Genomic DNA, 21,264 nt, shown 5'->3' on the forward strand with positions numbered 1-21,264 from the left:
TTCCCTCCCTCCATGGCCGAAACCCTGCCCCTGCTGCTGCGCGCTGCCCGAGGCGAGCAGGTGGAGCGGCCGCCGGTCTGGATGATGCGGCAGGCCGGCCGTTATATGAAGGTCTACCGCGACCTGCGTGACCGCCACCCCGGCTTCCGGGAACGCTCGGAGATCCCCGACCTCTCCTACGAGATCTCGATGCAGCCGTTTGAGGCCTTCGCGCCCGACGGTGTGATCCTGTTCTCCGACATCCTCACGCCGCTGCCAGGTATCGGCATCGACTTCGACATCATCGAGAGCAAGGGGCCGATCATTGATCCGCCGATCCGCAGCCAGGCCCAGGTGGATGCCCTGCGGCCGCTGGAACCCGCCGCCGCCCTCCCCTTCGTGGGCGAGGTGCTGGGCAGGCTGCGCCAGAGCGTGGGCAACCAGGCGGCCGTGCTCGGCTTCGTGGGCGCTCCCTGGACCCTTGCCGCCTATGCGGTGGAAGGCAAGAGCAGCAAGAACTACGCCGTGATCAAGGCGATGGCGTTCCAGGAGCCGGCGCTGCTGCATCAGCTGCTGGGCCACCTGGCCGATTCGATCGCCACCTACGTGAGCTACCAGATCGAAAGCGGCGCCCAGGTGGTGCAGCTGTTCGATTCCTGGGCCGGTCAGCTCAGCCCGATCGACTACGACACCTTCGCCGCTCCTTACCAGAAGCGCGTGGTGGACCAGGTGAAGGCGAAGCACCCGGACACCCCGCTGATCCTTTACATCTCCGGCAGCGCCGGCGTGCTGGAGCGCATGGCCACCACCGGCGTGGATTTCATCTCCCTCGACTGGACCGTGGACATGGCCGACGGCTGCGCCCGTCTGCCCCAGCACCTCGGGGTGCAGGGCAACGTGGATCCCGGCCTGCTGTTCGGCACGCCTGAGGCGATCCGCGCCCGCATCGTCGACACGGTGCTCAAGGCGCGCGGCCGCCGTCACATCCTCAACCTGGGGCACGGCATCCTGCCCGGCACCCCCGAAGACAACGCCCGCGTGTTCTTCGAAGCCGGCAAGTCGGTGAATGAGTGGATCGGGGCGGCTGTTTGAGCAGTTCCGCATCGCCCGGCCCGCGCCAGCGGGTGCTGATCACCGGCGCCAGCGGCTGCGTCGGACAGACGATCGCTGAACAGCTCTACCGCGAAAGCGACGTGGAGCTGCTGCTCTGGCTGCGCGATCCCGCCAAGCTCACCGCCCTGCCGGCCGACGATCCGCGCATCACCCTGCTGGTGGGCGACCTGCGCGATCAGGAGCCCCATGCCGAGGCGATCGCCTCCGCCGACCGCATCATCCACACCGCCACAGCCTGGGGCGATCCCGAGCGGGCCCAGCAGGTGAATGTGGTGGCGGTGAAGGAGTTGCTGGGCCGCACCGATCCCGAACGGCTGCAGCAGGTGATCTATTTCTCCACCGCCAGCATCCTGGATCGCAACCTGCAGCTGCTGCCGGAAGCGCAGGCCTACGGCACCGAGTACATCCAGACCAAGGCCCTGTGCCTGCAGCAGCTGGAGCAGCACCCGCTGGCGGAGCGGATCGTGGCCGTGTTCCCCACGCTGGTGTTCGGCGGCTCGGTGCAGCCGGGTGATCGCTTCCCCACCAGCTACCTCACCGCCGGTCTGCAGGAGGGGGTGCGCTGGTTGTGGCTGGCGCGCTGGTTGAGGGCGGAGGCCAGCTTCCACTTCATTCATGCCGTGGACATCAGCCGGGTGTGCGTCCACCTGTGCCTGCAGCCGCACCAGCCCAACAGCGAACCCGGCCAGGGGCCGGTGCGGCGCCTCGTGCTCGGTCAGCCCGCCGTCACGGTGGATGGGGCGATCACCAGCCTGTGCCGCTGGCGCCAGTGTTGGCGGCCGCCGTTCGGCCTGGCCCTGAGCGGCTGGTTGATCGAAGCCCTGATCAAGGTGCTGCCGATCGAGGTGAACGCCTGGGATCGCTTCAGCATCCGTCAGCGCCACTTCATCCACAGCCCGGTCAGCCCGCCGGAACGGTTCGGCCTGGTGAGCCATGCCCCCACCCTGGAGCGGGTGTTCGACGCCGCTGGCCTGCCGCATCGCGGCGCGGTGGGCTGAAGGCTGGGCCGCCACACCGGTTGACGGCAGCCCACCTCAGCTGGCGCCACGCGCCGCTTGCGTAACGAGATTGTTTCGATCCTCCCGCGTGCTGCAGCGCCGCGTGGGGACGAGACCCTAACTTCTTCTCGTTGCACGCCTTTCGATGCGCCGTCTGCTGTCATTTGTTGCCCTTGCCCTGGCGCTTCTGCTGGGTTCCGCGTCTCCTTCGTTCGCCGCGGATGTCGCCCATGGCGGCCAGGTGTTCTCCGCTAACTGCGCGGCTTGCCACATGGGCGGCGGCAACGTCGTGAACGCCGAGCGCACGCTCAAGAAAGAAGCCCTCGAGGCCTACCTGGCTGACTACAGCGCCGATCACGAGGCTGCCATCGCCATGCAGGTCACCAAAGGCAAGAACGCCATGCCCGCTTTCCTCGGCAAGCTCACCGAAGCTGACATCGCCGATGTGGCTGCGTACGTCGAGCAGAAGTCCTCGGAAGGCTGGTCCTGAGCTCTGCTTCCGCTCGCGCTGTCAGGCTCGGGCCCCTCAAGGCTTTGATCTTCACGGCCCATCCTTGAGCCTGGCCTGAGCCTCCATCTGCCATCCGCCTCTTCACCGGGGCGGATTTTCTGTGTGAGCGCGCGGAAGCCTGGGCGGATCAACCGGTAGGGCAATGCCGTCCGGCGATCCGCCGCTCAGCCAGCTGCCGTGAGCTTCCTGTGCTGGTGTTCGAGGGGCAGCACACCCGCGCCATGCCTGCCACGCGTCGTCACAGCCAGCCCAGCGCCTTGAGGCACGGCCTTCAGCCCAGCTGCTTGCGGCGGGCGAGCACGGCCAGATACAGGTCTTCCGGTACATCGCGGATGTCGTACTCGCTGGGCAACACGCCGTGGGCATGCCGGTGCACCACCAGCCAGCAGTTGCGCTCCGGATCCCTGGCGGTGGCATCGAACAGCCGCGATTCTTCCGCCAGCCGGCTCACCAGCTCATCGGTCGGGATGGAATCAGGGGGCAGGGCTGTCATCGGCGGGCGCACCATCCATGGCCTGGCCAACGAGACTAGGCAGGCGCCCCCCTACCTCCATGGCCATGAGTCCCGCAGCCCCGCCGCTTCGCCAGCCGGGGGGCCACAGCGTTCTCAACAGGCGCTGCAAGCGCCATGGCTTCGTCTGCCGGGCAGCGCTTGCCTTCACCACGGCGGCCACCCTCACCACCGCCCTGCTCGGGCCAGCGGCGGGTCCTGCCCGCGCCCAGACCCCGTCTCCCAACCAGCCAGAGGCGATCGGCCCCTCCACAGCGCCGCTGAAGAGCTGCCCACGGCTGCCGCCCACCCCTGATTCCAACCTGCAGCCGCTGCAGCTCAAACCCGAGCAGGTGCCAGGCAAGAACGGCATGGGCTGCCTCTCCGCGGCCGATGCCATCTATGGGCCCGATGGCTGCCCCGTGCGCCGTTGCACCAGGGCGGAGAGTCTGCGCCGGATGCAGTTCCCGCTTCCCGCCGCCACAGGGCCGTGATCGCGGGCGCCATGGGGGGTTTTCTGTGGGTATCGGTTCGGTGCTCCCTCTGAGCCCAGCGCAGAAGTGATTCATAGGGTGATTTCATCTCCCCCCGACGGCGCAACGCGCGCACCCTGCCATGCACCCCACCGCCGAAACCTTCACCGAAAAGGCCTGGGCCGCCATCGTGGCCGCCCAGCAGCTGGCCCAGCAGAAACGCCAGCAACAGTTGGAAAGCGAGCACCTCTTCGCCGCACTCCTGGCCCAGCAGGGGCTGGCAGGGCGGATCCTGGAGAAGGCCGGCGTGAACCCCGCCGTGCTCACCGAGAAGGTGGAAGCCTTCATCGCCGGCCAGCCCAGCCTCGCCACCGCGCCCGAGAGCGTGTACCTCGGCAAGGCGCTGAACCTGCTGCTGGATCACGCCGCCACCCTGCAGAAGGAATTCGGCGACAGCTTCACTTCGATCGAGCATCTGGTGCTCGCCCTCGCCAACGACGCCCGTTGCGGCCGCCAGCTGCTCTCGCAGGCAGGCGTGGATGCCACGAAACTGCGTCAGGCCATCGAAGCCGTGCGCGGCAGCCAGAGCGTGACCGATCAGAACCCCGAAGGCACCTATGAATCGCTGCTGAAGTACGGGCGTGATCTCACCCAGGCCGCCAAGGACGGCAAGCTCGATCCGGTGATCGGCCGCGATGAGGAGATCCGGCGCACGATCCAGATCCTCAGCCGCCGCACCAAGAACAACCCGGTGCTGATCGGCGAGCCCGGCGTGGGCAAGACCGCAATCGTGGAAGGCCTGGCCCAGCGGATCATCAACGGAGACGTGCCCGCGGCGCTGCAGAACCGGCAACTGGTGTCGCTGGACATGGGCGCCCTGATCGCCGGAGCCAAGTACCGCGGTGAATTCGAGGAGCGGCTCAAGGCCGTGCTCAAGGAGGTCACCGCCTCCGAAGGTCAGATCGTGCTGTTCATCGACGAGATCCATACGGTGGTGGGGGCCGGCGCCAGCGGCGGCGCCATGGATGCCAGCAACCTGCTCAAGCCGATGCTGGCCCGCGGCGAACTGCGTTGCATCGGCGCCACCACCCTCGATGAGCACCGCCAGCACATCGAAAAGGATCCGGCCCTGGAGCGGCGCTTCCAGCAGGTGTTCGTGGACCAGCCCACGGTGGAGGACACGATCTCGATCCTGCGCGGGCTGAAGGAGCGCTACGAAGTGCACCACGGCGTGCGCATCGCCGACAACGCCCTTGTGGCCGCCGCCGTGCTCAGCAGCCGCTACATCGCCGATCGCTTCCTGCCCGACAAAGCGATCGATCTGATGGATGAATCGGCAGCGCGGCTGAAGATGGTGATCACCTCCAAGCCGGAAGAGATCGACGAGATCGATCGCAAGATTCTGCAGCTGGAGATGGAGAAGCTGTCACTGGGCCGTGAATCCGATGCGGCCAGCCGCGATCGGCTCGAACGGCTGGAGCGGGAACTGGCCGAGCTGAGTGAGCAGCAGAGCGGCCTCAATGCCCAGTGGCAGAAGGAAAAGGGCTCGATCGACGAGCTCAGCGCCATCAAGGAAGAAATCGAGCAGGTGCAGCTGCAGGTGGAGCAGGCCAAGCGCAGCTACGACCTCAACAAGGCGGCCCAGCTCGAATACGGCACCCTGGCGGAACTGAACAAGAAACTGGCAGCCAAGGAGAGCGAGCTCAATGCCGCCGGTGCCGACAAGACCCTGCTGCGCGAGGAGGTCACCGAAGACGACATTGCCGAGGTGATCGCCAAGTGGACCGGCATTCCGGTGGCGCGGCTGGTGCAGTCGGAGATGGACAAGCTGCTGCATCTGGAAGCGGAACTGCACCGCCGCGTGATCGGCCAGGAGCAGGCGGTGACCGCCGTGGCGGATGCGATCCAACGCTCCCGCGCCGGCCTGTCCGATCCCAATCGGCCGATCTCCTCGTTCCTGTTTCTCGGCCCCACCGGCGTGGGCAAGACCGAGCTCTCCAAGGCGCTGGCGGCCCAGCTGTTCGACAGCGCCGACGCCATGGTGCGCATCGACATGAGCGAATACATGGAGAAGCACGCCGTGAGCCGCCTGATCGGAGCGCCTCCCGGCTATGTGGGCTACGAGGAAGGCGGCCAGCTCACCGAAGCGGTGCGGCGGCGTCCCTACGCGGTGATCCTGTTCGACGAGGTGGAGAAGGCCCACCCCGATGTGTTCAATGTGATGCTGCAGATCCTCGATGACGGCCGCGTCACCGATGGGCAGGGACGCACGGTGGATTTCACCAACACCGTGCTGATCCTCACCAGCAACATCGGCAGTGCCTCGATTCTCGACCTGGCCGGTGATCCAGCCCGCCACGGCGAAATGGAGCGGCGGGTGAATGAGGCCCTGCGCGGCCACTTCCGCCCCGAATTCCTCAACCGCCTCGATGAAACGATCATCTTCCACAGCCTGCGGGCCGAGGAACTGCGCCAGATCGTGGAGCTCCAGGTGGAGCGGCTGCGGCTGCGGCTGGCCGATCGCAAGATCGGGCTTGAGCTCGATGCCGCCTCACTCGACTGGCTCGCCACCGCCGGGTACGACCCCGTGTACGGCGCACGGCCGCTGAAGCGAGCGATTCAGCGGGAGCTGGAAACCCCGATCGCCAAGGCGATCCTGGCCGGTACCTACGGCGAAGGTTCCAGCGTGGGGGTGTCAGTGCTGGGCGAGCGGCTGCACTTCCAACCCCAGCGCCAGGTGGAGCCTGCGCTCGCATGAGGCCCCTGCTGGAGGCGCGCCGATGAGTGACGCGCCCCCGCCGACCAGCGCAGCGGCTGCGGCCAGTCTGGCCGCCACGATCGCTGCCCTCAGCCGGCCATCGGTGTATCCCTTGGCCGACTGGCAGGGCGTGGCGGCCAGCGAGCGGCAGGTGCAGGTGGTGCAGACCCACATCAGCGTGGTGTTCCTCACTCCGCGCCACGCCTACAAGCTCAAGAAGCCGCTGCAGCTCTGGCATCTGCTCGACTACAGCAGCCTGGAGCGGCGCTGGCACTGGTGCCGGGAGGAGGTGCGGCTGAACCAGCGCCTGGCCGCCCCCATCTACCTGGGCGTGCGGGCGCTGGCAGGAGAGCCGGTGGTGGTGATGCGGCGCTTTGATCGGCAGCGCACCCTGCGTGCCCGGCTCGAAGCCGGCCCCGTGCCGGCCGCACAGATGCGGGCCCTGGGGGGCGTCATCGCCCGCTTTCACAAGGCCAATGGCAGGCCCGGCGCGGATGGCCGCGCCGCCATCCGGCGCTTCGCCCGCGTGCTGGCGAGCAACGTGCAGGCCACCGCCAGCGCCGTGCCCGCACTGTTTCCCGCCCCGGTGCATGCTGCCCTGGTGAGCAGCCTGGCCGCGCAGCTGCGCCGACAGCGCCACGCGCTGGCCACACGGATCGCCGCCGACTGGGGCGTGAACGGCCATGGCGACCTGCGCCTCGAGCACGTGCTGCTGGAGGCAGAGCCCGGCCCCTTGATCGTCGATTGCGTGGAATTCAATGCGGGGCTGCGGGAGGTGGATGGCGCCTCCGATCTCGCCTTCCTGGTGATGGAACTTCAGGCCAGCGGCCATGCCGAGCAGGCGGAAGCGCTGCTGGCGGGTTACGGCCGCCCGATCGATCCGGCGGTGCTCAACCTGTTCTGCGCCTACCGGGCCCATGTGCGGGCCAAGGTGGAAACGGTCAGCTGGGCCGAGCACGACCGCGCCGCCACCGAACGCCTGGCGGCTGAACGCGGTGCGCGCGGCCACCTGTCGCTGGCACTCGCCTATGCCCGCACCGGCTTGCAACCGCCGCCGCTGATCCTGCTGCGGGGCCTCTCGGGCTGCGGCAAGAGCCACCTGGCCGCCCTGCTGGCTCCCTGGTTGATCGCCGAGACGATCAGCAGCGACCGGGTGCGCAAGGCGCTGTTCGGGCTGGACCCCCTGGCCCGCTCCAGCGGTGAACAGCGGGACCGCCTTTACAGCGCCGAAGCCCATGCCCGTACCGAAGCGGCGCTGCTGGAGCAGGCCGCCACAGGCCTGAAGGCCGGGCGTGCCGTGCTGCTCGATGCCACCCACCTGCGCCTCGCCAGCCGCCAGCGGGCCACCGCCCTGGCCCAGGAGCTGGGGGTGCCCTGGTGCATCGTCGACGTGGACGCCTCAGCTGAACTGATCGAGACACGCCTGCGGACGCGCCTGCAGCGCAACGACGACCCCAGCGATGCCGATCTGGCCGTGGCGGCACTGCAACGCAGCCAGGTCGAACCGCTCACGCCATTGGAGCAGCGGCACACCCTGGGCTTCCGCGCCGGTGATGACCCGACCACGCTGCTGATGTCGCTCTGGGAGCGGATCGGCTGCGGCGGCACGGACGACACGCCCAAAACTGGGCCCAGTCTGGCCAGAGGTCATGGCTCGGATTGAGATTCAGCCCTCTCGGAACCAGTCTTTCCGGTCCCAGTCTTTCCGGTCCCAATCTTCCCGGTCCCAGTCTTCTTGGACCCAGGGTCTTGGATCAGGGCTTCTTGAACCCGGGAATCCTGGAGGCGGGAGCTGTCATGGATCCGTACCTCTGAGATCCGGCTGCTTGAGATCCAGCCGTCTTGGATCCAGCCTTCAGGATCTGATGCTCAGGGAGTGAGCAGACTGTTGATCCGCCGCGCGAGCTCCCGATCCAGGCTGGAGAGGTCCCCCGCATCGTGGGTGGTGAGATCGATCACCACGCGGTTGTAGACGTTGCTCCATTCCGGATGGTGGCCAAGAGTTTCCGCCAGCAGGGCCACCCGGGCCATGAAACCGAAGGCGGCGTTGAAATCGGCGAATACAAAGGTGCGATGGAGCTTGCCGTTGCTCATGCTCCAGCCCGGCAGCTGAGCGGGCAGTGCCTTGATCTCCTCAGGGGTGAGCAATTGGGCCGCCATGACAGGTCCGCAGAACAGTGCTCCCACCAGGATGGCAAGCAGGCCCAGGCGCGCAAGCGGGTGGAAGCACGCCCAGGGGGCACGCCAGCCCTCTGGTTCAGCAGCCGGCATCGCTGAGGTCATGGAGCCGATCAATCAGGAGGTCGAGTTCGGTGTCGCTGTCGGCATCGCCGCCCAGACGCAGGCGACGCTGCACCTCACCATTGAGCCGTTCGCCGCTGCGCAGTGCCAGCAGGGTGGCGGGGGAGACCGTGGCCACCGGTGGCCCAAGCTCCGCTGGCGGCTCCATGAAGGAACCAGGCGGTCGGCTTGCCAGAGCGGTGATCGCAGCGGTGAGGGCGCCGATGGAGCAGTGCAGCTGAGTGATCTCACAGCGCAGGCGCAGGATTTCCGCCGTCAGCTCGTCGTTACAGCCGCGGCTGGGCTCGGGGGCCGGGACGGGGGTAGAACCGAGGCTGCGGTCTTGGCCGCTCCGGGACGTGGAGCCAGCGGCTATGCGCGCAGAAGCAGGAATCGGCACCGGCTGCACCGGGGCCCGGGCGGATGGCGCTCTCTCCATGGCCTCACTCTGCCGTGGGGTCAGTCTGCCGTGGGGTCTCTCTTCCCATGGCCTCACGGTGTTGCGGCAAGTCTCTGCCGTTGCCTGCGTCTCCAAGGGCCTCGGGGTGCGACGGGCACTCCCAGAGGTGGACAGGTAGAGCCCAAAGGCATAGGCGTAGTCGGGCGCGAGCCTCGCCGGTGTTCCGCCGGAACTGTTCATCCCCCCTGAAGACTGCTCATTCCCCCAGCAGATGGAGGCTCAGCTCACGGCAACTGCCAGCGGCGCGGTGCTCCCAGAGGTAAACCGCCTGCCAGGTGCCGAGCATCAGGCGGCCCTGCTCAAACGGCAGCGACAGGGTGCTGGCCGTCAGTGCCGTGCGCACATGGGCCGGCATGTCGTCGGGGCCTTCGTCGTCATGCACCCAGGGCCGCAGCCGGCCTTGCCCACTGAGCGGGCGCACCCCTTCCTGCGGCACCAGCGCCTGCAGAAACGCAGCAAGGTCCAGCAGCACACGGGGATCGGCGTTTTCATTGATCGTCAGGCTGCAGCTGGTATGCCGGAGCAACACATTGAGAACGCCCTGGCGGAGTCCAGAAGCGGTCACGCAGGCAGCCAACTGAGATGTCAGGTCGGTGAAGCCCTCACCCTCGGTGGAAACTCGCAGTTGCGACCAGTACTGACAGAGCATGGAAAACAGGCCGGGCGGTCATGGTTGGGTCATCTTTAGTCTCTATGGTTGCGCCATCACAACAGATTTCCAATGGCTCCCCTTCCCCTTGCTTCATGGCGTGCCGCACAGCTTCCTATTGGCCTGATGGCGCTGCTCATGGTTCCGCTGGCGGGTGGGGCTGTGGCGGGCGGGGCCATTGCACAGCAGGTGATCCCGAAGCGAGAAGGAATGTGTCCGCTCGGGTATGTCGACACCTTCAACGGCAAGTGCAGTACCCTCGGGGTCACCTCTTACACCGTGAGTCCACGGGATGGAGAAGCCTGTCAGTCGGGCTGGATGAACATCGGCGGAGGCTATTGCCGCAAGAAATGATCACAGGGGATCACGGCCTTGGCTCGGTCCCTTTTGCCAGCGCACAAGCCCGGTGGTAACGGCGATCAGGGCAGCATGGTTGCGATTGCGTGCTCCCAGTTTGCTTCGAATCGCCTTCATGTGGGTTCGCACCGTTTCCACGGACACGAGCAGCTGGGCAGCGATCTCTGCATTTCTGTACCCTTCCACCAGCTTGCAGAGCACATCGCGTTCGCGGGGGGTCAGCCGTGTTCTGACTTCCCCAACGGAGCTGAACGTACCCTTCAGCATGATCGTCAACAGAGGGGCATCCATGTAGATGCCGCCATCAAGGATCACCTTGAGCGCCGTGACGATATAACCCCGGCCCGCATAGCGCTCTAGGCAGATGCCATCACTGCCCGAGGCGAACGCTTCCTCCAGCACGTCCGATGTTTCGTTCTGCAAGATCAGCAGGCACGGCAGGTGGGGATAGCGATGCTTGATCCTGCGAATGAAAGCCATTCCCGTGCTTCCTTCAAGGAATTCACCCACCAGCACAAGATCGGGCACGAGCTGCTGAAGATGCTTCAAGCCAGCCTCCTCAGTAGTGGCGCTATGCAGTGAACAGACCACACTTTCCAGGAGAATTTTCATGTGGCCGATCATCATGCGCCGAGCGCTCACACACAGCAGCGAGCGACCAAAGAGTAGCTTCCTGGTGGCTTCATCGTGCTCCAGATCAGATTGTAGGAACGGGTTGAAATCCATTAATCGTCCGGCGAGTCTGCCGCTGAATGCCGCAGCGGCAGATGGTCGAGTTGCCTTTGTGCAGACAACTGGGGTATCAGAGGTAACAACGCCAGCCATGGGATGGACAGAACAGGGACATGGTCCATCTGAAGGCGGTTAGCCGCCTGGAACACCCCCGACACGGGCCAAATCGACCACATTGGGCGGGTGGGAAAATGTGCACGGCCGGGCAAAGTCGTACAGAACGAAGTTGTGTGAGGGTAGCCGTTTCCATGGCGAATTGCAGAAGAATTGCCGTGCCATCGCTCGGGCACCGTTAGAACAGCACCCTATTCTTCTCATTTTTTGCGCCACACCGGTCACTCACACCAGCCTGGAGACACGCAATCCTCTGAAAACGCATTGGCGCCCCATTCAGTTTCACTACCGCACGGGCCAGGCAATGCCCTGAAGCCTCAATACCGAAGCGCGCGGTCACTGCGCCTGGCGCATCGGCAGGTTCAGTAGTAACGCTTGGGATTCTGGGAAATCGCCAGCTGCACCTCCTGCAGGAAAAGCACCAGCCCCACGATCAGCATCAGCATCGCCAGCACGAAGGCTGGCACCAGGATGGCGGCAAGATCCAAAACCGCCACCGCACTCACGAACATCACAGCCACCACCGCGGCGATCAGCAGCGCTGTGAAGGTGACGCAGAAGATGGCGCGGTTGATCAAAAACATGCGCTTCTTCTGCACATCCAGCGATTTGCGCAAGCGGCGCGCCTCCAGGGTGGTGCCCCGAGCGAGAGCCTCCTGCAGCAGGCGGGTGCGGTCGACGATCCGTGCCAACCGCTGGGTGAACATGCTCAGCAGGCCGGTGATGCCCGTGAGCAGGAACACCGGCGCCACCGACAGCTGAATGGCATAGGAGAGCTTGGCGACCGCTGCGGTGCTTTCCGTGCCGGCCGCGAGCACGAGGATGTCCGGGGCCGTCATCGCATTCCGCCAGAAGACTCCGCTGCCATTCTCAGGGGCAGACACGATCGGCCTCGCCGCGATGACCACCATCCAGTGCCAGTACGAAGGTTCGCTCCGCTGCCAGGCCCTGCATGAACCCTCCGGTTCCTCCCTGCTCACCGATGCTCCGCTGGACAACGAAGGGAAGGGCGAGCGCTTCTCCCCCACCGATCTGGTGGCTACGGCCCTGGCCACCTGCATCCTCACGGTGATGGGCATCACGGCCCAGCGGCACGGCTGGGCGCTGGAGGGGAGCCGGGCCCGGGTTGAGAAAACGATGACCCGCTCCGGTCGACGCCGCATCGAGGCGCTCACGGTGTGGATCACCCTGCCGGAGGGCCTGGCGGCGGATCATCGCCAGTTGCTGCAGTGCGCGGCGGAAAGCTGCCCGGTGAAGCAGAGCCTGGAAGGCGCCGTGGCCATGGAACTGATCTGGGAGCACGCCGGCACGCCCGCCTCAGACCAGCCGCCGGCCGCATGAGCGAGGACGCCATGCTGGGCCTCGCCACCGCAGCTCCTCCGATGTCCGAGCCGGCCACCGCCCTGCAACGCCTGCAGGATCACCTGCACGAAACCAGGGTGCTCGGGTCGATCAGCAGCGCGCTCTACTACGACCAGAACACGGTGATGCCTGCGGCCGGGGCCGAGTGGCGCGGCGAGCAGCTGGCCTTGCTGGCGAGCCAGATCCATGCCCGTCAGAGCAGCGCCCACTACGCCGAACTGGTGGCGGCCGCCGAGGCGGACCTGGGGGCCTCAGCGCCAGCCGAGCGGCGCCGCAACCTGCAGCTGGTGCGCCTCGAACTGGAACGGCAGCGCTGCCTCGACCCTGTGCTGGTGGCCAGCCTGGCCAGGGCGCAGTCGAAGGGCAACGCCCTCTGGCAGAACGCCCGCCGCCACAACGACTTCCCCACCTTCGCCCCCGCCCTGGCGGAGCTGATCGCCCTGCGCCAGGAGCAGGCCGGGCAACTGGCCAGCGCCGAGCCGGCGCCGCGCAGCCCCTGGGAGGTGCTGGCCCAGCCGTTCGAACCCGACATCAGCACAGCGCGGGTGGAGGAGCTGTTCGCCCCGCTGAAGGCGACCCTGCCGGTGCTGCTGGAGCAGGTGGCCGCCGCCACCGCCCAGCAGAGCGGGGAGAGCACCGCCACCGCCGAGCTGCCGGAGACGGAGCAGGAACGCCTCTGCAGTGAGCTGCTCGACAGCTGGGGCTACGACCCGACGCGCTGCCAGCGCTCCCGGTCCGCTCACCCCTTCTCCTGCACGGTCGGACCTCAGGATTTCCGCATCACCACACGCGTGGTGCCCGGGCAGCCGTTCTCCTCCTTCCTGGCCACCGCCCACGAATGGGGGCATTCGCTCTACGAGCAGGGCCTGCCCCGCAGCACCGACCACTACTTCCCCTGGCCGCTCGGCGAGGCCACCTCGATGGGGGTGCATGAGAGCCAGTCGCTGTTCTGGGAATGCCGGGTGGCCCGCGGCCGCGCCTTCGCCGCCCGTTGGCAGCCGCACTTCGTGGCCGGCGCCGGCGCAGATCGCTGGGGCGGCATCGATGGCTTCTGGCGGGGGCTGAACCCGATGCGGCCCGGCCCGATCCGCGTGGAAGCCGATGAACTGAGCTACTGCCTGCACATCGTGCTGCGCTTCGAGCTGGAGCTGGCCCTGCTGGAGGGAGGTCTGCCGGTGGCCGACCTGCCCGGTGAATGGAACCGGCGCATGGTGGACCTGCTGGGCCTGCGGCCGGCCAGCGACAGCGAGGGCTGCCTGCAGGACATCCACTGGGCTGAAGGCCTGTTCGGCTACTTCCCTTCCTATGCTCTCGGCCATCTGATCAGCGCCCAGCTGGCCGAGGCGATGGAGCAGCAGATCGGGTCGATCGAGGCACACGTGGCCGCCGGCCAGGAACAGGCGCTGCAGCAGTGGCTGGCGGCCCACGTCTGGCCGCTGGGGCGGGCGGTGAACGGGGAGGAGCTGGTGGAGCAGGTCACGGGAGAGCGTCTCAGCGCCACGCCGTTCCTCAGCTATCTGGAAGCCAAGGTGCAGCAGTTGCTGAGCAGCGTCCGCCACTGAGCCGGTGGGAAAGGCAAGGCGAGCGCCTGCGGGGGGCTGGTGGCGCGGCCGTCAGCGTGGGTCGTTAACAGAGGGTGAGGCCGTCAGGGTGCATGGTGATTCGAGGCCGAGTCTGAGGGTGACCTGAGAGCAAGGCCGTTCGCATGCGCCTTCGTGCGTGCCCCTGAGTGAGGCCGGTCTGGGGCACTCCGTAGGATCGGCCGCGCCGCTCGTTTCCCATCGCCATGGCGAACATCGACCATCCGCCCAGCCGCACGATGCTCAACCTGCTGCATGTGCTGCCGGCCTTCGCCGACGAAGCGGACCTGCGGTTGAACACGATCGTCGAGCTCAATTCGATGACGATCAACAAATACGAACTGATCACCGAAACCGGCCATCTCAAACTCGACCGGGTGGGCTACTCCTCCCTGGCCTATCCCTTCGCCTACGGCTGCATCCCCCGCACCTGGGATGAAGACGGGGACCCGCTCGACATCGAGATCGTGGGTGTGACCGAGCCGCTGGTGCCCGGCAGCCTGGTGGAGGCCCGCATCATCGGCATCATGACCTTCGACGACGGCGGCGAAGTGGACGACAAGGTGATCGCCGTGATCGCCGATGACAAGCGCATGGATCACATCACCAGCTACGAGCAGCTGGGCGCCCACTGGCAGAAGGAAACCCACTACTACTGGGAGCACTACAAGGATCTGAAGAAGCCCGGCACCTGCAAAGTGAATGGATTCTTCGGCGTGGAGGAGGCGGTTCGCATCATCAAGGAATGCGAAAAGCGCTATCTCGACACCATCGATGCCAAACTTGTGGGCTGAAGCCCCACGACCGGCACCTGAATGCGCCCGATCCCAATGGTTCTTCCGCACCTTCGCAGTCCTGGCGCCTCCACCGGTGGTCTGGTGACCTCCACCGGCGCACTGGTGATCAGCCTGTGCAGCGCCACCCTGCTCGCAGGCACCGCTGCACTGGCACTCCCCACCGCCACCCCGGCGGGTCCAGCCAGCTCGGCGCCGGGCACGGCCACACCGGCACCTGCGGTCGCAGCGCCGGAAGCCACAACACCCACAATCACGGCGCCTGGAACCACCCCGGCAGCCAACAGCCCGGCACCTGGAGCCACCACTGCCCCAGCCACCGCGTCACCCACCACCCCAACGGCGCAGCCGGTCGCGGCCTCACGGATCGTGCTGCGGCTGGGCAAGCGGGACATCCGGCTTGAGCAGGGCGGCAAGGTGTATGGCCCCTGGCCTGTGGCGATCGGTGATGCCCGCACGCCCACGCCCACCGGCACCTTCCAGGTCACCAACAAGGTGGTCAACCCGATCTACGCCAGCACCAGAACCGGCAAGGTGAAAGGCACCGTCGGGCCGAACGGTCCCCTGGGTGATCGCTGGCTGGGGTTCAAGACCGTCGGCCCCAACCAGTTCGGCATCCACGGCACGCCCAGCGCCTGGGCATGGACGGTCAGCTCCCGCTCGGCGGTCACCAATGGCTGCGTGCGCATGTTCCACGAACACGTGCGCAAACTCTTCGACCTGGTGGACGTGGGCACCCCGGTGGTGATCACCCGCTGAGCCCACGGGCCAGCGCGAGCGCCATGCCATCACGGCTGGCCATGCCTTGAAGCTCATCGGCTCGCAAGCCTGCCCATGGCACACCGGCCGGCAGCTTGGCCTGAGGGCCATCGTCCTGTTCAAACACCGGCAGCTGGCGCAGACCGTTGGGGTTGAGCTGGTCCTCCAGCTGCGCGAGGCTGGCGCTGGCCGGCAGCCAGATCAGCTCGGCGCGGCGGCAGTCGCTCAGCGGCGCCGCCCCCCCCTGGCTGGTGATCACCCGCTGGAGGTCCATCAGCGTGGCCAGCCCCACCACCCAGCCGTCCTGCTCGATCAGCAGACAATGGCCATGGGCCCGCACCAGCTGCGCCAGCGCCTCTGCCGCAGCGGTGGTTCCCGGCAGCACCAGCGGTCTCTCCGGTTCCAGCGCTGCCCGCACCGACAGGCCCGCCAGGCGGGCACGACGTTCCTCTTCCACCGGATCGGGCCCCAGCAGGCCTGGATCGGCCAGGCCATGCCATCGCTCCACCAGCACGGCGCTCAGCCCCGTGGCCGCCATCAGCGGCAGCACGATGCGGATGTCGTGGGTGAGCTCGAACAGCAGCAGCAGGGCCGTGAGCGGCGCCCGGGCACTGCCGGCCAGCACGGCGGCCATGCCCACCATGGCGTAGGCCGGCGGTTCGGCCACCGGCAGGCCGAAGCCGCTTTCGCCCAGCAGCTGGCCGTAGCAGTTGCCCAGCACTGCCCCCAGAAAGAGCGCAGGGGCAAAGCCCCCCCCCACAAAGCCGCTGGCATTGCTGAGCCCCGTGGCCAGCAGCTTCACGGCCAGCAGCGCCAGCAGGCTGGTGAAGGCCACACCACCTTCCCTGCCCAGCAGCGCTTCGATCGTGTCGTAACCCACGCCCAGCACCTGCGGGAAACCGAGCGCCATCACTCCCACCCCAAGGCCGCCGAGGGCGTTGACGAGCACGGCAGGCAGGCGCTCCACCCGCCGCTGCACAGCGGCGCTGCGGCCTGCGGCCAGGATGCTCACCAGCGCCCACGACATCAGGCTCGCCACCACCCCAAGGCCCAGGTAGAGGGGCAGCTCCAGGGGGGAGCGCACCTCGTAGGCGGGCAGGCGGAAGATCGGCTGGTCCCCCAGCGACAGTTGCGTGACCAGGGAAGAGGCCACCGCCGCCACCAGCACAGCCCTGAGACTGGGCCGGCCGGGGATGGTGCTGTAGGCCCCCTCGAAGGCGAAGAACACGCCGGCGATCGGCGCCTGGAAACCGGCCGCCAGCCCGGCCGCCACGCCGGCGGCCACCAGTGCCTTCTGGGAATCGGGTGTGAGCCCCCCGCGCAAGCCGAGCCAGAGGCCGATGTTGCCGCCGCTCTCCACACTCGGCCCCTCCGGACCGAGCGAGGCGCCACTGCCAAGGCTGAGTGAGGCGGCAATCAGGCGCAGCAGCGGCAGGCGCGGCGTCGCTGGCAGGGCGCCATCAGCCATGGCCATCAGGCTCGGCAGGCTGGGGCCCAGATCACGCGCGAGCTGGCGCAGCAGCCCTACACACAGTCCACCCAGCACCGGCGCCAGCAGCACCGGCCAGGAGGTCAACCAACCGGCCAGGCCGCTGGCGGGCACGGGCAGCGGCACCGGCACTGGCGGCAGTGGAGGCGGTGGCAGGAAGCCGATGCCACCGAGACCAATCAGCACCAGCGCCTTCAGCGGGGTGCCGGAGGGGGCGGAGGTGGTGAAGATCTCCGGTGGTGGGGTGGGATCGGGCTGAGCGCTGCCCAGCAGCCCCGTGCCCCACTCCACAAGCGTGCCGAACAGGAAATTGTTGATGAAGCCCAGCAGATAGTGGAAGCCCACCACGGCCGCGCCGGTGAGCACCCCCACCAGCGCAGCCCAGGCCAGCAGGCTCCACTGGAAGGGCAGTCCACGGCTGTCACCCTCCCGTGGCTGGGGAGGGCCGGCCGGTTCAAGCCTCGGGCCTGACAGCTGCAAAAATCTCCTCCAGGATTTCGCCCGCCCCTTCACTGCGCAGAGTGTGGGCGAGGGCGATGCCGATGGCCTCCGGCTCGGTTTGATCGCCGCGGGCCTCGTTGCGAAGCAGACGCTGACCGTCGAGGCTGGCCACCATGCCCGTCAGCACCAGCTCGTCACCGTCGAAGCGGCTGTTGACCCCGATCGGCACCTGACAGCCACCTTCGAGCTGGCGCAGGAAGGCCCGCTCCGCCAGGCAGCGGCGGGCCGTGGGGAGGTGCTCCAGCACCTTGATCGTTTCGAGCACGGCGGTATCGCCCTCGCGGCATTCGATGCCGAGCGCGCCCTGACCCACGGCGTGCAGGGAGATCGAGGGGTCGATCAGTTCATGGATGCGGTCAGCCAGCCCGAGCCGGCCCAGGCCGGCGGCGGCCAGAATCAGGCAGTCGTACTGGCCGGCATCCAGCTTTTCCAGCCGGGTGATCACATTGCCGCGCACATCCTTGAAGGTGAGCTGGGGGTAGTGGTGGCGAAGCTGGGCGAGCCGGCGCAGCGAGCTGGTACCCACCACGCTGCCTTCCGGCAGGGTGGCCAGGTTCTTGTCGGCATGGCGGGCGTGCACCACCAGGGCATCGGCGGGATCCTCCCGCTCGGTGACGCAGCCGAGCATCAGCCCCTCAGGCAGGTTGGTGGGCAGATCCTTGAGGCTGTGGACGGCGATGTCGGCTTGGTCGACCAGCATCTGGGCTTCCAGTTCCTTGGTGAACAAGCCCTTGTCACCGATCTTGGCCAGCGCCACATCAAGGATCTTGTCGCCCTGGGTGGCCATCGCCTCGATGCTGATCTCCAGCGAGGGATGGGCAGCGGAGAGGGCATCCCGCACCCAGTGGGTCTGCACCATCGCCAGCTGGCTGCGGCGGGAGGCAATGCGCAGGGTGGAGCCGGCCATCACGTCAGTCCTCACTTCGGCGTCACGGCCGTTTCACAGCCGCCCAGCCTAAGGACAGGCCGGCCGCGGGCCCGGCGACGTAACAGAGAACCTGATCCATCAGCGGCACCAGGCCCGGATCAGGCGAAGAAATCGAGCGGGAACGGTCCCCAGGTGTCTTCCGCTTCGGGCGCCACGCTGCTGTGGCCGGTGATCAGCAGGCCGCAGCCGAGGCCGGATTCCGGACGCAGCAGGAAGTGACCAGTGCGCTGGTTGCCCTTGAGGAACACCGGGCCCTCCTCACTGTCAGAGGTCTCGCGGCCAGGAGCCTGCAGGGGCTCCCAGCCGAGGGCCTTCTCACAGGCGCGCAGCGCCGCCACCGCCTGGGAGGCGGAGGGTGCCATCACCCCGACGGTGAACCATTTACAGGCCGCCAGCCGCTGGTCGAGTTCACTGCGCAGCGCCTGACGGGCCGCGGCAGTGAGCTCCGGCGCCGTACGCAGGCCGCAGAGAGCCGCGAGCGTGCTGAGCGAAGCGGGTGTGGTCAAGGGGTTCGCCCCAGGGAAGGGCCAGTCTGCCGGGGAGCGCAGAACTGGAGGCTCACGGCGCAGATGCTGAACCAGATGAAGCCGACGCAAGCGCCACCCACCATGTCAGTGGGCCAGTGCACCCGGCAGTAGAGGGTGCTGAGCCACACCAGCGCCACCCAGAGCGAGGCACCCACATACAACGGGCGCCGCAGGCGCGGGTAGAGCGAGGAGAGGATCATGCACATGAGGAAATAGAACACCACGGCGCCGGAGGCATGGCCACTCGGAAAACTGCGGCCGATCACCTCCACCAGCCGGTCGGGGGGGCGCGAGCGATCAAACATCGGCTTGAGCCAGCGATCCACGATCAGCAGAATTCCAGCCGTCCCCACCGCCAGCCAGCGCAGCTCGTTCCAAGCCCGCTTGGTGTAAAGGAACACCAATGCGGCCGCCACCAGCACGGCGGTGAAGCGGGTGCCGCTGAGCTTGTACACGAGCACGAGCAGGGCGCCCGGCTGGGGAGGAATCACCTGGCCCAGCCAGTCGAGGATGGCGATATCGAGCTCAGGGTGCTTCTGGTTCACCATCGTGGCCTCGATCCAGAGCACCAGCCCCAGAGCGATCACGCAGGCCAGCAGCCTGGGGACGCCGAACAGCCGGCACCAGCGGCGGAAGCGGTTCACGAACCGGCGCCGCCGGGGCGGGGCTCTGATCCCTTCACCGCTGCCGGCCCGGGCACGTAGCGAAGCAGGCGGTGATTGCCGCGGCTGGCCAGGGTCTGCACCTGCCCCCCCTCCGTGTTGAGGTCCTCGAGCTTGCGCTGTTCGCCGAACACCAGCACGCTGGTCGGCTGGCTGTCCCGCAAGCCCCGACGGGCCCCTTTGACGCTGTCAAAGAACTGCACGGGCCGGCCGCTGTAGAACACCACGCTGTAGCGCATGTAGCCCACCACCAGCAGCGGTTCCTGCGGTCCAGCCAGCTGGCCGGCGAGAACTGCGAGCTCGCGCACCGGTTGCTGTCGCTCCCTCTCCATCAAGGGGGCAAGTCCTGGCACCACCAGCAGGAGGACGCCGGCAAAGGCCGCCGCATCTGGCAGCCACAGGTGCTGCAGCGGGCCGCGCCGCAGGAGCTGCACCACCATCGCGATCGCCGCCACCGCCAGCAGCCCCCCCAGCAGCATCGGCAACCCGGAGCTGTTGAGGGCCTTGGCAAAGCCGGGATAGGCGGGGTCGGAAGCGGCCCAGCGCGGGGCCACCACGGCGGCAGTGGCCATCACCGCCAACAGCAGCGCATTCAGCCAGCCGAAAAGCTTCTGCCAGCGGTCGGTGGCCGGTAAGGGGGCGGCCGCAGCGGGCAGCGGCTGCCAGAACAACGCCACCAGCAGCGCACCGGCGGGAATCAGGGGCAGGATGTATCCGGCGAGCTTGGTGCTGGCGACAGAGAAAAACACCAGCACCACCAGAAACCAGACCAGGCAGAACGGGGCCAACTGGGCGGTGCGGGGTTGCCGGCGCCAGTGGCCCAGTTGCCAATAGCGCAGCCGCACCATGGCCAACGGCAGAAACAGCGACCACGGCAGCAGCAGGATCACGCACCAGGGCAGATAGAAGTACCAGGGGCCGGAATGGCCGTAGAGCACCGAGGTGTAGCGCTGCAGGTTGCTGAAGCCGAAGAAGCCGCCAAGAAAGTCGGCGCCGTTCACCTTTGCAGCCCACACGTACCAGGGACTGCCCACCGCCAGGAACAGCACAGCCATCTGCAGCATCGGCATTTGCCGCAGCACCGTGAACAGCTGGGCCTGGCAGAGCAGGAACACCACAATCACCGCCCCCGGCAGCACCAGACCCACGGGTCCCTTGGCGAGCACCGCAATGGCACTGAACACAGGCATCACCACGTAGCCCACGCGCCGCAGCACGGGCCTGTCCACCTGGCTGTACGCCAGGAAAAAGCCGAACAGCGAGAGCGTGATGGCGCTGGAGAGGAACATGTCGGTGACGGAGCTGCGCCCCCAGCCCACCCAGGCGGGGTTGAGCGCCAGCAACACCGCCCCCAGCCAGGAGCGCCGCAGGCGAGCCGGCGTGGCTTCGCCTTCAGCAAGCAGCCACAGGAGCACGAACCCCGCCACCACCACCAGGCTGGCCATCAGCGCCACCGGCAGCCGGGCCGCCCAGGCGCTGACGCCGAAGAGGCGGAAGCTGAGGGCCACCATCCAGTACCCCCACACCGGATAGTCAAAGAACGGCTCGCCGTTCCAGTGGGGCGTGATCCAGTCGTTGCGCAGCAGCATCTCCCGGCCCACTTCCACAAAGAGGGCTTCGGTCTTGTCCATCAAGCTGAGCGTGCCCAGGTGATTGAAGAAGGCCAGCCAGCAGAGCAGCAGCAGACCGGCGGCAGTCACCAAGGCCAGGCGGGCCGGGCGCGCCTGCAGCGAGGAGATCACGAGCAT

General features: G+C 67.3%; 22 protein-coding genes. 11 read left to right on the forward strand and 11 right to left on the reverse strand.

The features are described from left to right. Positions 1-12 precede the first annotated feature (12 nt). The 3 genes from hemE (at position 13) to KBY86_RS00885 (ending at position 2,580) form a co-directional block, all read left to right on the forward strand. Complete coding sequence (gene hemE / locus KBY86_RS00875; RefSeq protein WP_094512920.1) at positions 13-1,071, forward strand: uroporphyrinogen decarboxylase; 1,059 nt, start codon at positions 13-15, stop codon at positions 1,069-1,071. After that, a complete protein-coding gene (locus KBY86_RS00880; protein ID WP_255100824.1) occupies positions 1,068-2,090 on the forward strand; it encodes an NAD(P)-dependent oxidoreductase in 1,023 nt (340 codons plus the stop codon). The genes hemE and KBY86_RS00880 overlap by 4 nt, the downstream gene beginning before the upstream one ends. Positions 2,091-2,235: 145 nt before the next feature. Continuing rightward, a complete protein-coding gene (locus KBY86_RS00885; protein WP_255139806.1) occupies positions 2,236-2,580 on the forward strand; it encodes a c-type cytochrome in 345 nt (114 codons plus the stop codon). 292 nt (positions 2,581-2,872) lie between these two features. On the opposite strand, the gene KBY86_RS00890 is transcribed toward KBY86_RS00885, so the two are convergent. Then, positions 2,873-3,094, reverse strand: coding sequence for a hypothetical protein (locus KBY86_RS00890; protein WP_255100823.1), 222 nt, complete (start codon positions 3,092-3,094; stop codon positions 2,873-2,875). Positions 3,095-3,159: 65 nt separating this feature from the next. On the opposite strand from KBY86_RS00890, the gene KBY86_RS00895 reads away from it, so the two are divergent. From KBY86_RS00895 to KBY86_RS00905, 3 genes are all read left to right on the forward strand, one after another. Then, positions 3,160-3,585 carry a hypothetical protein gene (locus tag KBY86_RS00895; RefSeq protein ID WP_255139808.1) on the forward strand — a complete coding sequence of 142 codons (426 nt, stop codon included), beginning with the start codon at positions 3,160-3,162 and terminating at the stop codon, positions 3,583-3,585. Positions 3,586-3,706: 121 nt separating this feature from the next. Further along, positions 3,707-6,322, forward strand: coding sequence for an ATP-dependent chaperone ClpB (clpB, locus tag KBY86_RS00900; protein ID WP_255139809.1), 2,616 nt, complete (start codon positions 3,707-3,709; stop codon positions 6,320-6,322). A gap of 22 nt (positions 6,323-6,344) precedes the next feature. Beyond that, a complete protein-coding gene (locus tag KBY86_RS00905) occupies positions 6,345-7,985 on the forward strand; it encodes a bifunctional aminoglycoside phosphotransferase/ATP-binding protein (protein WP_255139810.1) in 1,641 nt (546 codons plus the stop codon). A 206-nt stretch (positions 7,986-8,191) separates the two neighbouring features. On the opposite strand, the gene KBY86_RS00910 is transcribed toward KBY86_RS00905, so the two are convergent. The 3 genes from KBY86_RS00910 to KBY86_RS00920 form a co-directional block, all read right to left on the reverse strand. Continuing rightward, positions 8,192-8,482, reverse strand: coding sequence for a 4a-hydroxytetrahydrobiopterin dehydratase (locus tag KBY86_RS00910; RefSeq protein WP_255139811.1), 291 nt, complete (start codon positions 8,480-8,482; stop codon positions 8,192-8,194). Between the two features lie 97 nt (positions 8,483-8,579). Further along, positions 8,580-9,041, reverse strand: a complete 462-nt coding sequence (locus KBY86_RS00915) for a hypothetical protein (RefSeq protein WP_255139812.1) — start codon at positions 9,039-9,041, stop codon at positions 8,580-8,582. A 217-nt stretch (positions 9,042-9,258) separates the two neighbouring features. Beyond that, complete coding sequence (locus KBY86_RS00920; RefSeq protein ID WP_255139814.1) at positions 9,259-9,711, reverse strand: secondary thiamine-phosphate synthase enzyme YjbQ; 453 nt, start codon at positions 9,709-9,711, stop codon at positions 9,259-9,261. Between the two features lie 126 nt (positions 9,712-9,837). On the opposite strand from KBY86_RS00920, the gene KBY86_RS00925 reads away from it, so the two are divergent. Continuing rightward, positions 9,838-10,065, forward strand: a complete 228-nt coding sequence (locus KBY86_RS00925; RefSeq protein ID WP_094512928.1) for a hypothetical protein — start codon at positions 9,838-9,840, stop codon at positions 10,063-10,065. Here KBY86_RS00925 and KBY86_RS00930 read toward each other — a convergent pair whose 3' ends face one another. Then, complete coding sequence (locus tag KBY86_RS00930) at positions 10,066-10,893, reverse strand: response regulator transcription factor (RefSeq protein WP_255139815.1); 828 nt, start codon at positions 10,891-10,893, stop codon at positions 10,066-10,068. It abuts the gene before it with no gap. Positions 10,894-11,276: 383 nt separating this feature from the next. Further along, positions 11,277-11,753, reverse strand: a complete 477-nt coding sequence (locus KBY86_RS00935) for a DUF2721 domain-containing protein (protein ID WP_255100805.1) — start codon at positions 11,751-11,753, stop codon at positions 11,277-11,279. Between the two features lie 61 nt (positions 11,754-11,814). Between KBY86_RS00935 and KBY86_RS00940 the strand changes: the two genes are divergently transcribed. The 4 genes from KBY86_RS00940 to KBY86_RS00955 all read left to right on the forward strand — a co-directional run bounded on the left by KBY86_RS00940 (position 11,815) and on the right by KBY86_RS00955 (position 15,409). Then, on the forward strand, positions 11,815-12,255 hold the full coding sequence (locus KBY86_RS00940) for an OsmC family protein (protein WP_255139816.1): 441 nt from the start codon (positions 11,815-11,817) through the stop codon (positions 12,253-12,255). A 41-nt stretch (positions 12,256-12,296) separates the two neighbouring features. After that, the gene (locus tag KBY86_RS00945) at positions 12,297-13,838 is read left to right on the forward strand and encodes a carboxypeptidase M32 (RefSeq protein WP_255139890.1); all 1,542 of its coding nucleotides are present in this window, start codon (positions 12,297-12,299) and stop codon (positions 13,836-13,838) included. A 224-nt stretch (positions 13,839-14,062) separates the two neighbouring features. Continuing rightward, on the forward strand, positions 14,063-14,650 hold the full coding sequence (locus tag KBY86_RS00950) for an inorganic diphosphatase (RefSeq protein WP_255139817.1): 588 nt from the start codon (positions 14,063-14,065) through the stop codon (positions 14,648-14,650). 36 nt (positions 14,651-14,686) lie between these two features. Then, complete coding sequence (locus tag KBY86_RS00955) at positions 14,687-15,409, forward strand: L,D-transpeptidase (RefSeq protein ID WP_255139818.1); 723 nt, start codon at positions 14,687-14,689, stop codon at positions 15,407-15,409. On the opposite strand, the gene KBY86_RS00960 is transcribed toward KBY86_RS00955, so the two are convergent. The 5 genes from KBY86_RS00960 to KBY86_RS00980 form a co-directional block, all read right to left on the reverse strand. Next, positions 15,399-17,378, reverse strand: a complete 1,980-nt coding sequence (locus tag KBY86_RS00960; RefSeq protein WP_255100802.1) for a chloride channel protein — start codon at positions 17,376-17,378, stop codon at positions 15,399-15,401. The two genes, KBY86_RS00955 and KBY86_RS00960, sit on opposite strands and share 11 nt — an antisense overlap. Then, the gene (gene hemC / locus KBY86_RS00965) at positions 17,353-18,306 is read right to left on the reverse strand and encodes a hydroxymethylbilane synthase (RefSeq protein ID WP_255139819.1); all 954 of its coding nucleotides are present in this window, start codon (positions 18,304-18,306) and stop codon (positions 17,353-17,355) included. Before hemC ends, KBY86_RS00960 begins: the two co-directional genes overlap by 26 nt. Positions 18,307-18,425: 119 nt before the next feature. Continuing rightward, positions 18,426-18,833: a DUF1824 family protein gene (locus tag KBY86_RS00970; RefSeq protein WP_255139820.1), complete on the reverse strand. Its 408-nt coding sequence runs from the start codon at positions 18,831-18,833 to the stop codon at positions 18,426-18,428. Then, the gene (locus KBY86_RS00975) at positions 18,830-19,498 is read right to left on the reverse strand and encodes a phosphatase PAP2 family protein (RefSeq protein WP_255139821.1); all 669 of its coding nucleotides are present in this window, start codon (positions 19,496-19,498) and stop codon (positions 18,830-18,832) included. The genes KBY86_RS00970 and KBY86_RS00975 overlap by 4 nt, the downstream gene beginning before the upstream one ends. Then, positions 19,495-21,264 (reverse strand): glycosyltransferase family 39 protein, encoded by a 1,770-nt coding sequence (locus KBY86_RS00980; RefSeq protein ID WP_255139822.1) that lies wholly within the window; start codon positions 21,262-21,264, stop codon positions 19,495-19,497. Before KBY86_RS00980 ends, KBY86_RS00975 begins: the two co-directional genes overlap by 4 nt.

Origin of the sequence: Synechococcus sp. Lug-A (assembly GCF_024345655.1) — a bacterium.
GTDB lineage: Bacteria > Cyanobacteriota > Cyanobacteriia > PCC-6307 > Cyanobiaceae > MW101C3.

Bases quoted from the DNA above. Each gene is read 5' to 3' on its own strand.
- KBY86_RS00920 (WP_255139814.1), bottom strand. From the start codon at position 9,711: ATGCTCTGTCAGTACTGGTCGCAACTGCGAGTTTCCACCGAGGGTGAG.
- KBY86_RS00940 (WP_255139816.1), top strand. From the start codon at position 11,815: ATGACCACCATCCAGTGCCAGTACGAAGGTTCGCTCCGCTGCCAGGCC.
- hemE (WP_094512920.1), top strand. From the start codon at position 13: ATGGCCGAAACCCTGCCCCTGCTGCTGCGCGCTGCCCGAGGCGAGCAG.
- KBY86_RS00955 (WP_255139818.1), top strand. From the start codon at position 14,687: ATGGTTCTTCCGCACCTTCGCAGTCCTGGCGCCTCCACCGGTGGTCTG.
- KBY86_RS00890 (WP_255100823.1), bottom strand. From the start codon at position 3,094: ATGACAGCCCTGCCCCCTGATTCCATCCCGACCGATGAGCTGGTGAGC.
- clpB (WP_255139809.1), top strand. From the start codon at position 3,707: ATGCACCCCACCGCCGAAACCTTCACCGAAAAGGCCTGGGCCGCCATC.
- hemC (WP_255139819.1), bottom strand. From the start codon at position 18,306: ATGGCCGGCTCCACCCTGCGCATTGCCTCCCGCCGCAGCCAGCTGGCG.
- KBY86_RS00910 (WP_255139811.1), bottom strand. From the start codon at position 8,482: ATGGCGGCCCAATTGCTCACCCCTGAGGAGATCAAGGCACTGCCCGCT.
- KBY86_RS00945 (WP_255139890.1), top strand. From the start codon at position 12,297: ATGTCCGAGCCGGCCACCGCCCTGCAACGCCTGCAGGATCACCTGCAC.
- KBY86_RS00935 (WP_255100805.1), bottom strand. From the start codon at position 11,753: ATGACGGCCCCGGACATCCTCGTGCTCGCGGCCGGCACGGAAAGCACC.
- KBY86_RS00930 (WP_255139815.1), bottom strand. From the start codon at position 10,893: ATGGCTGGCGTTGTTACCTCTGATACCCCAGTTGTCTGCACAAAGGCA.
- KBY86_RS00915 (WP_255139812.1), bottom strand. From the start codon at position 9,041: ATGGAGAGAGCGCCATCCGCCCGGGCCCCGGTGCAGCCGGTGCCGATT.
- KBY86_RS00905 (WP_255139810.1), top strand. From the start codon at position 6,345: ATGAGTGACGCGCCCCCGCCGACCAGCGCAGCGGCTGCGGCCAGTCTG.
- KBY86_RS00895 (WP_255139808.1), top strand. From the start codon at position 3,160: ATGAGTCCCGCAGCCCCGCCGCTTCGCCAGCCGGGGGGCCACAGCGTT.
- KBY86_RS00925 (WP_094512928.1), top strand. From the start codon at position 9,838: ATGGCGCTGCTCATGGTTCCGCTGGCGGGTGGGGCTGTGGCGGGCGGG.
- KBY86_RS00950 (WP_255139817.1), top strand. From the start codon at position 14,063: ATGGCGAACATCGACCATCCGCCCAGCCGCACGATGCTCAACCTGCTG.
- KBY86_RS00980 (WP_255139822.1), bottom strand. From the start codon at position 21,264: ATGCTCGTGATCTCCTCGCTGCAGGCGCGCCCGGCCCGCCTGGCCTTG.
- KBY86_RS00885 (WP_255139806.1), top strand. From the start codon at position 2,236: ATGCGCCGTCTGCTGTCATTTGTTGCCCTTGCCCTGGCGCTTCTGCTG.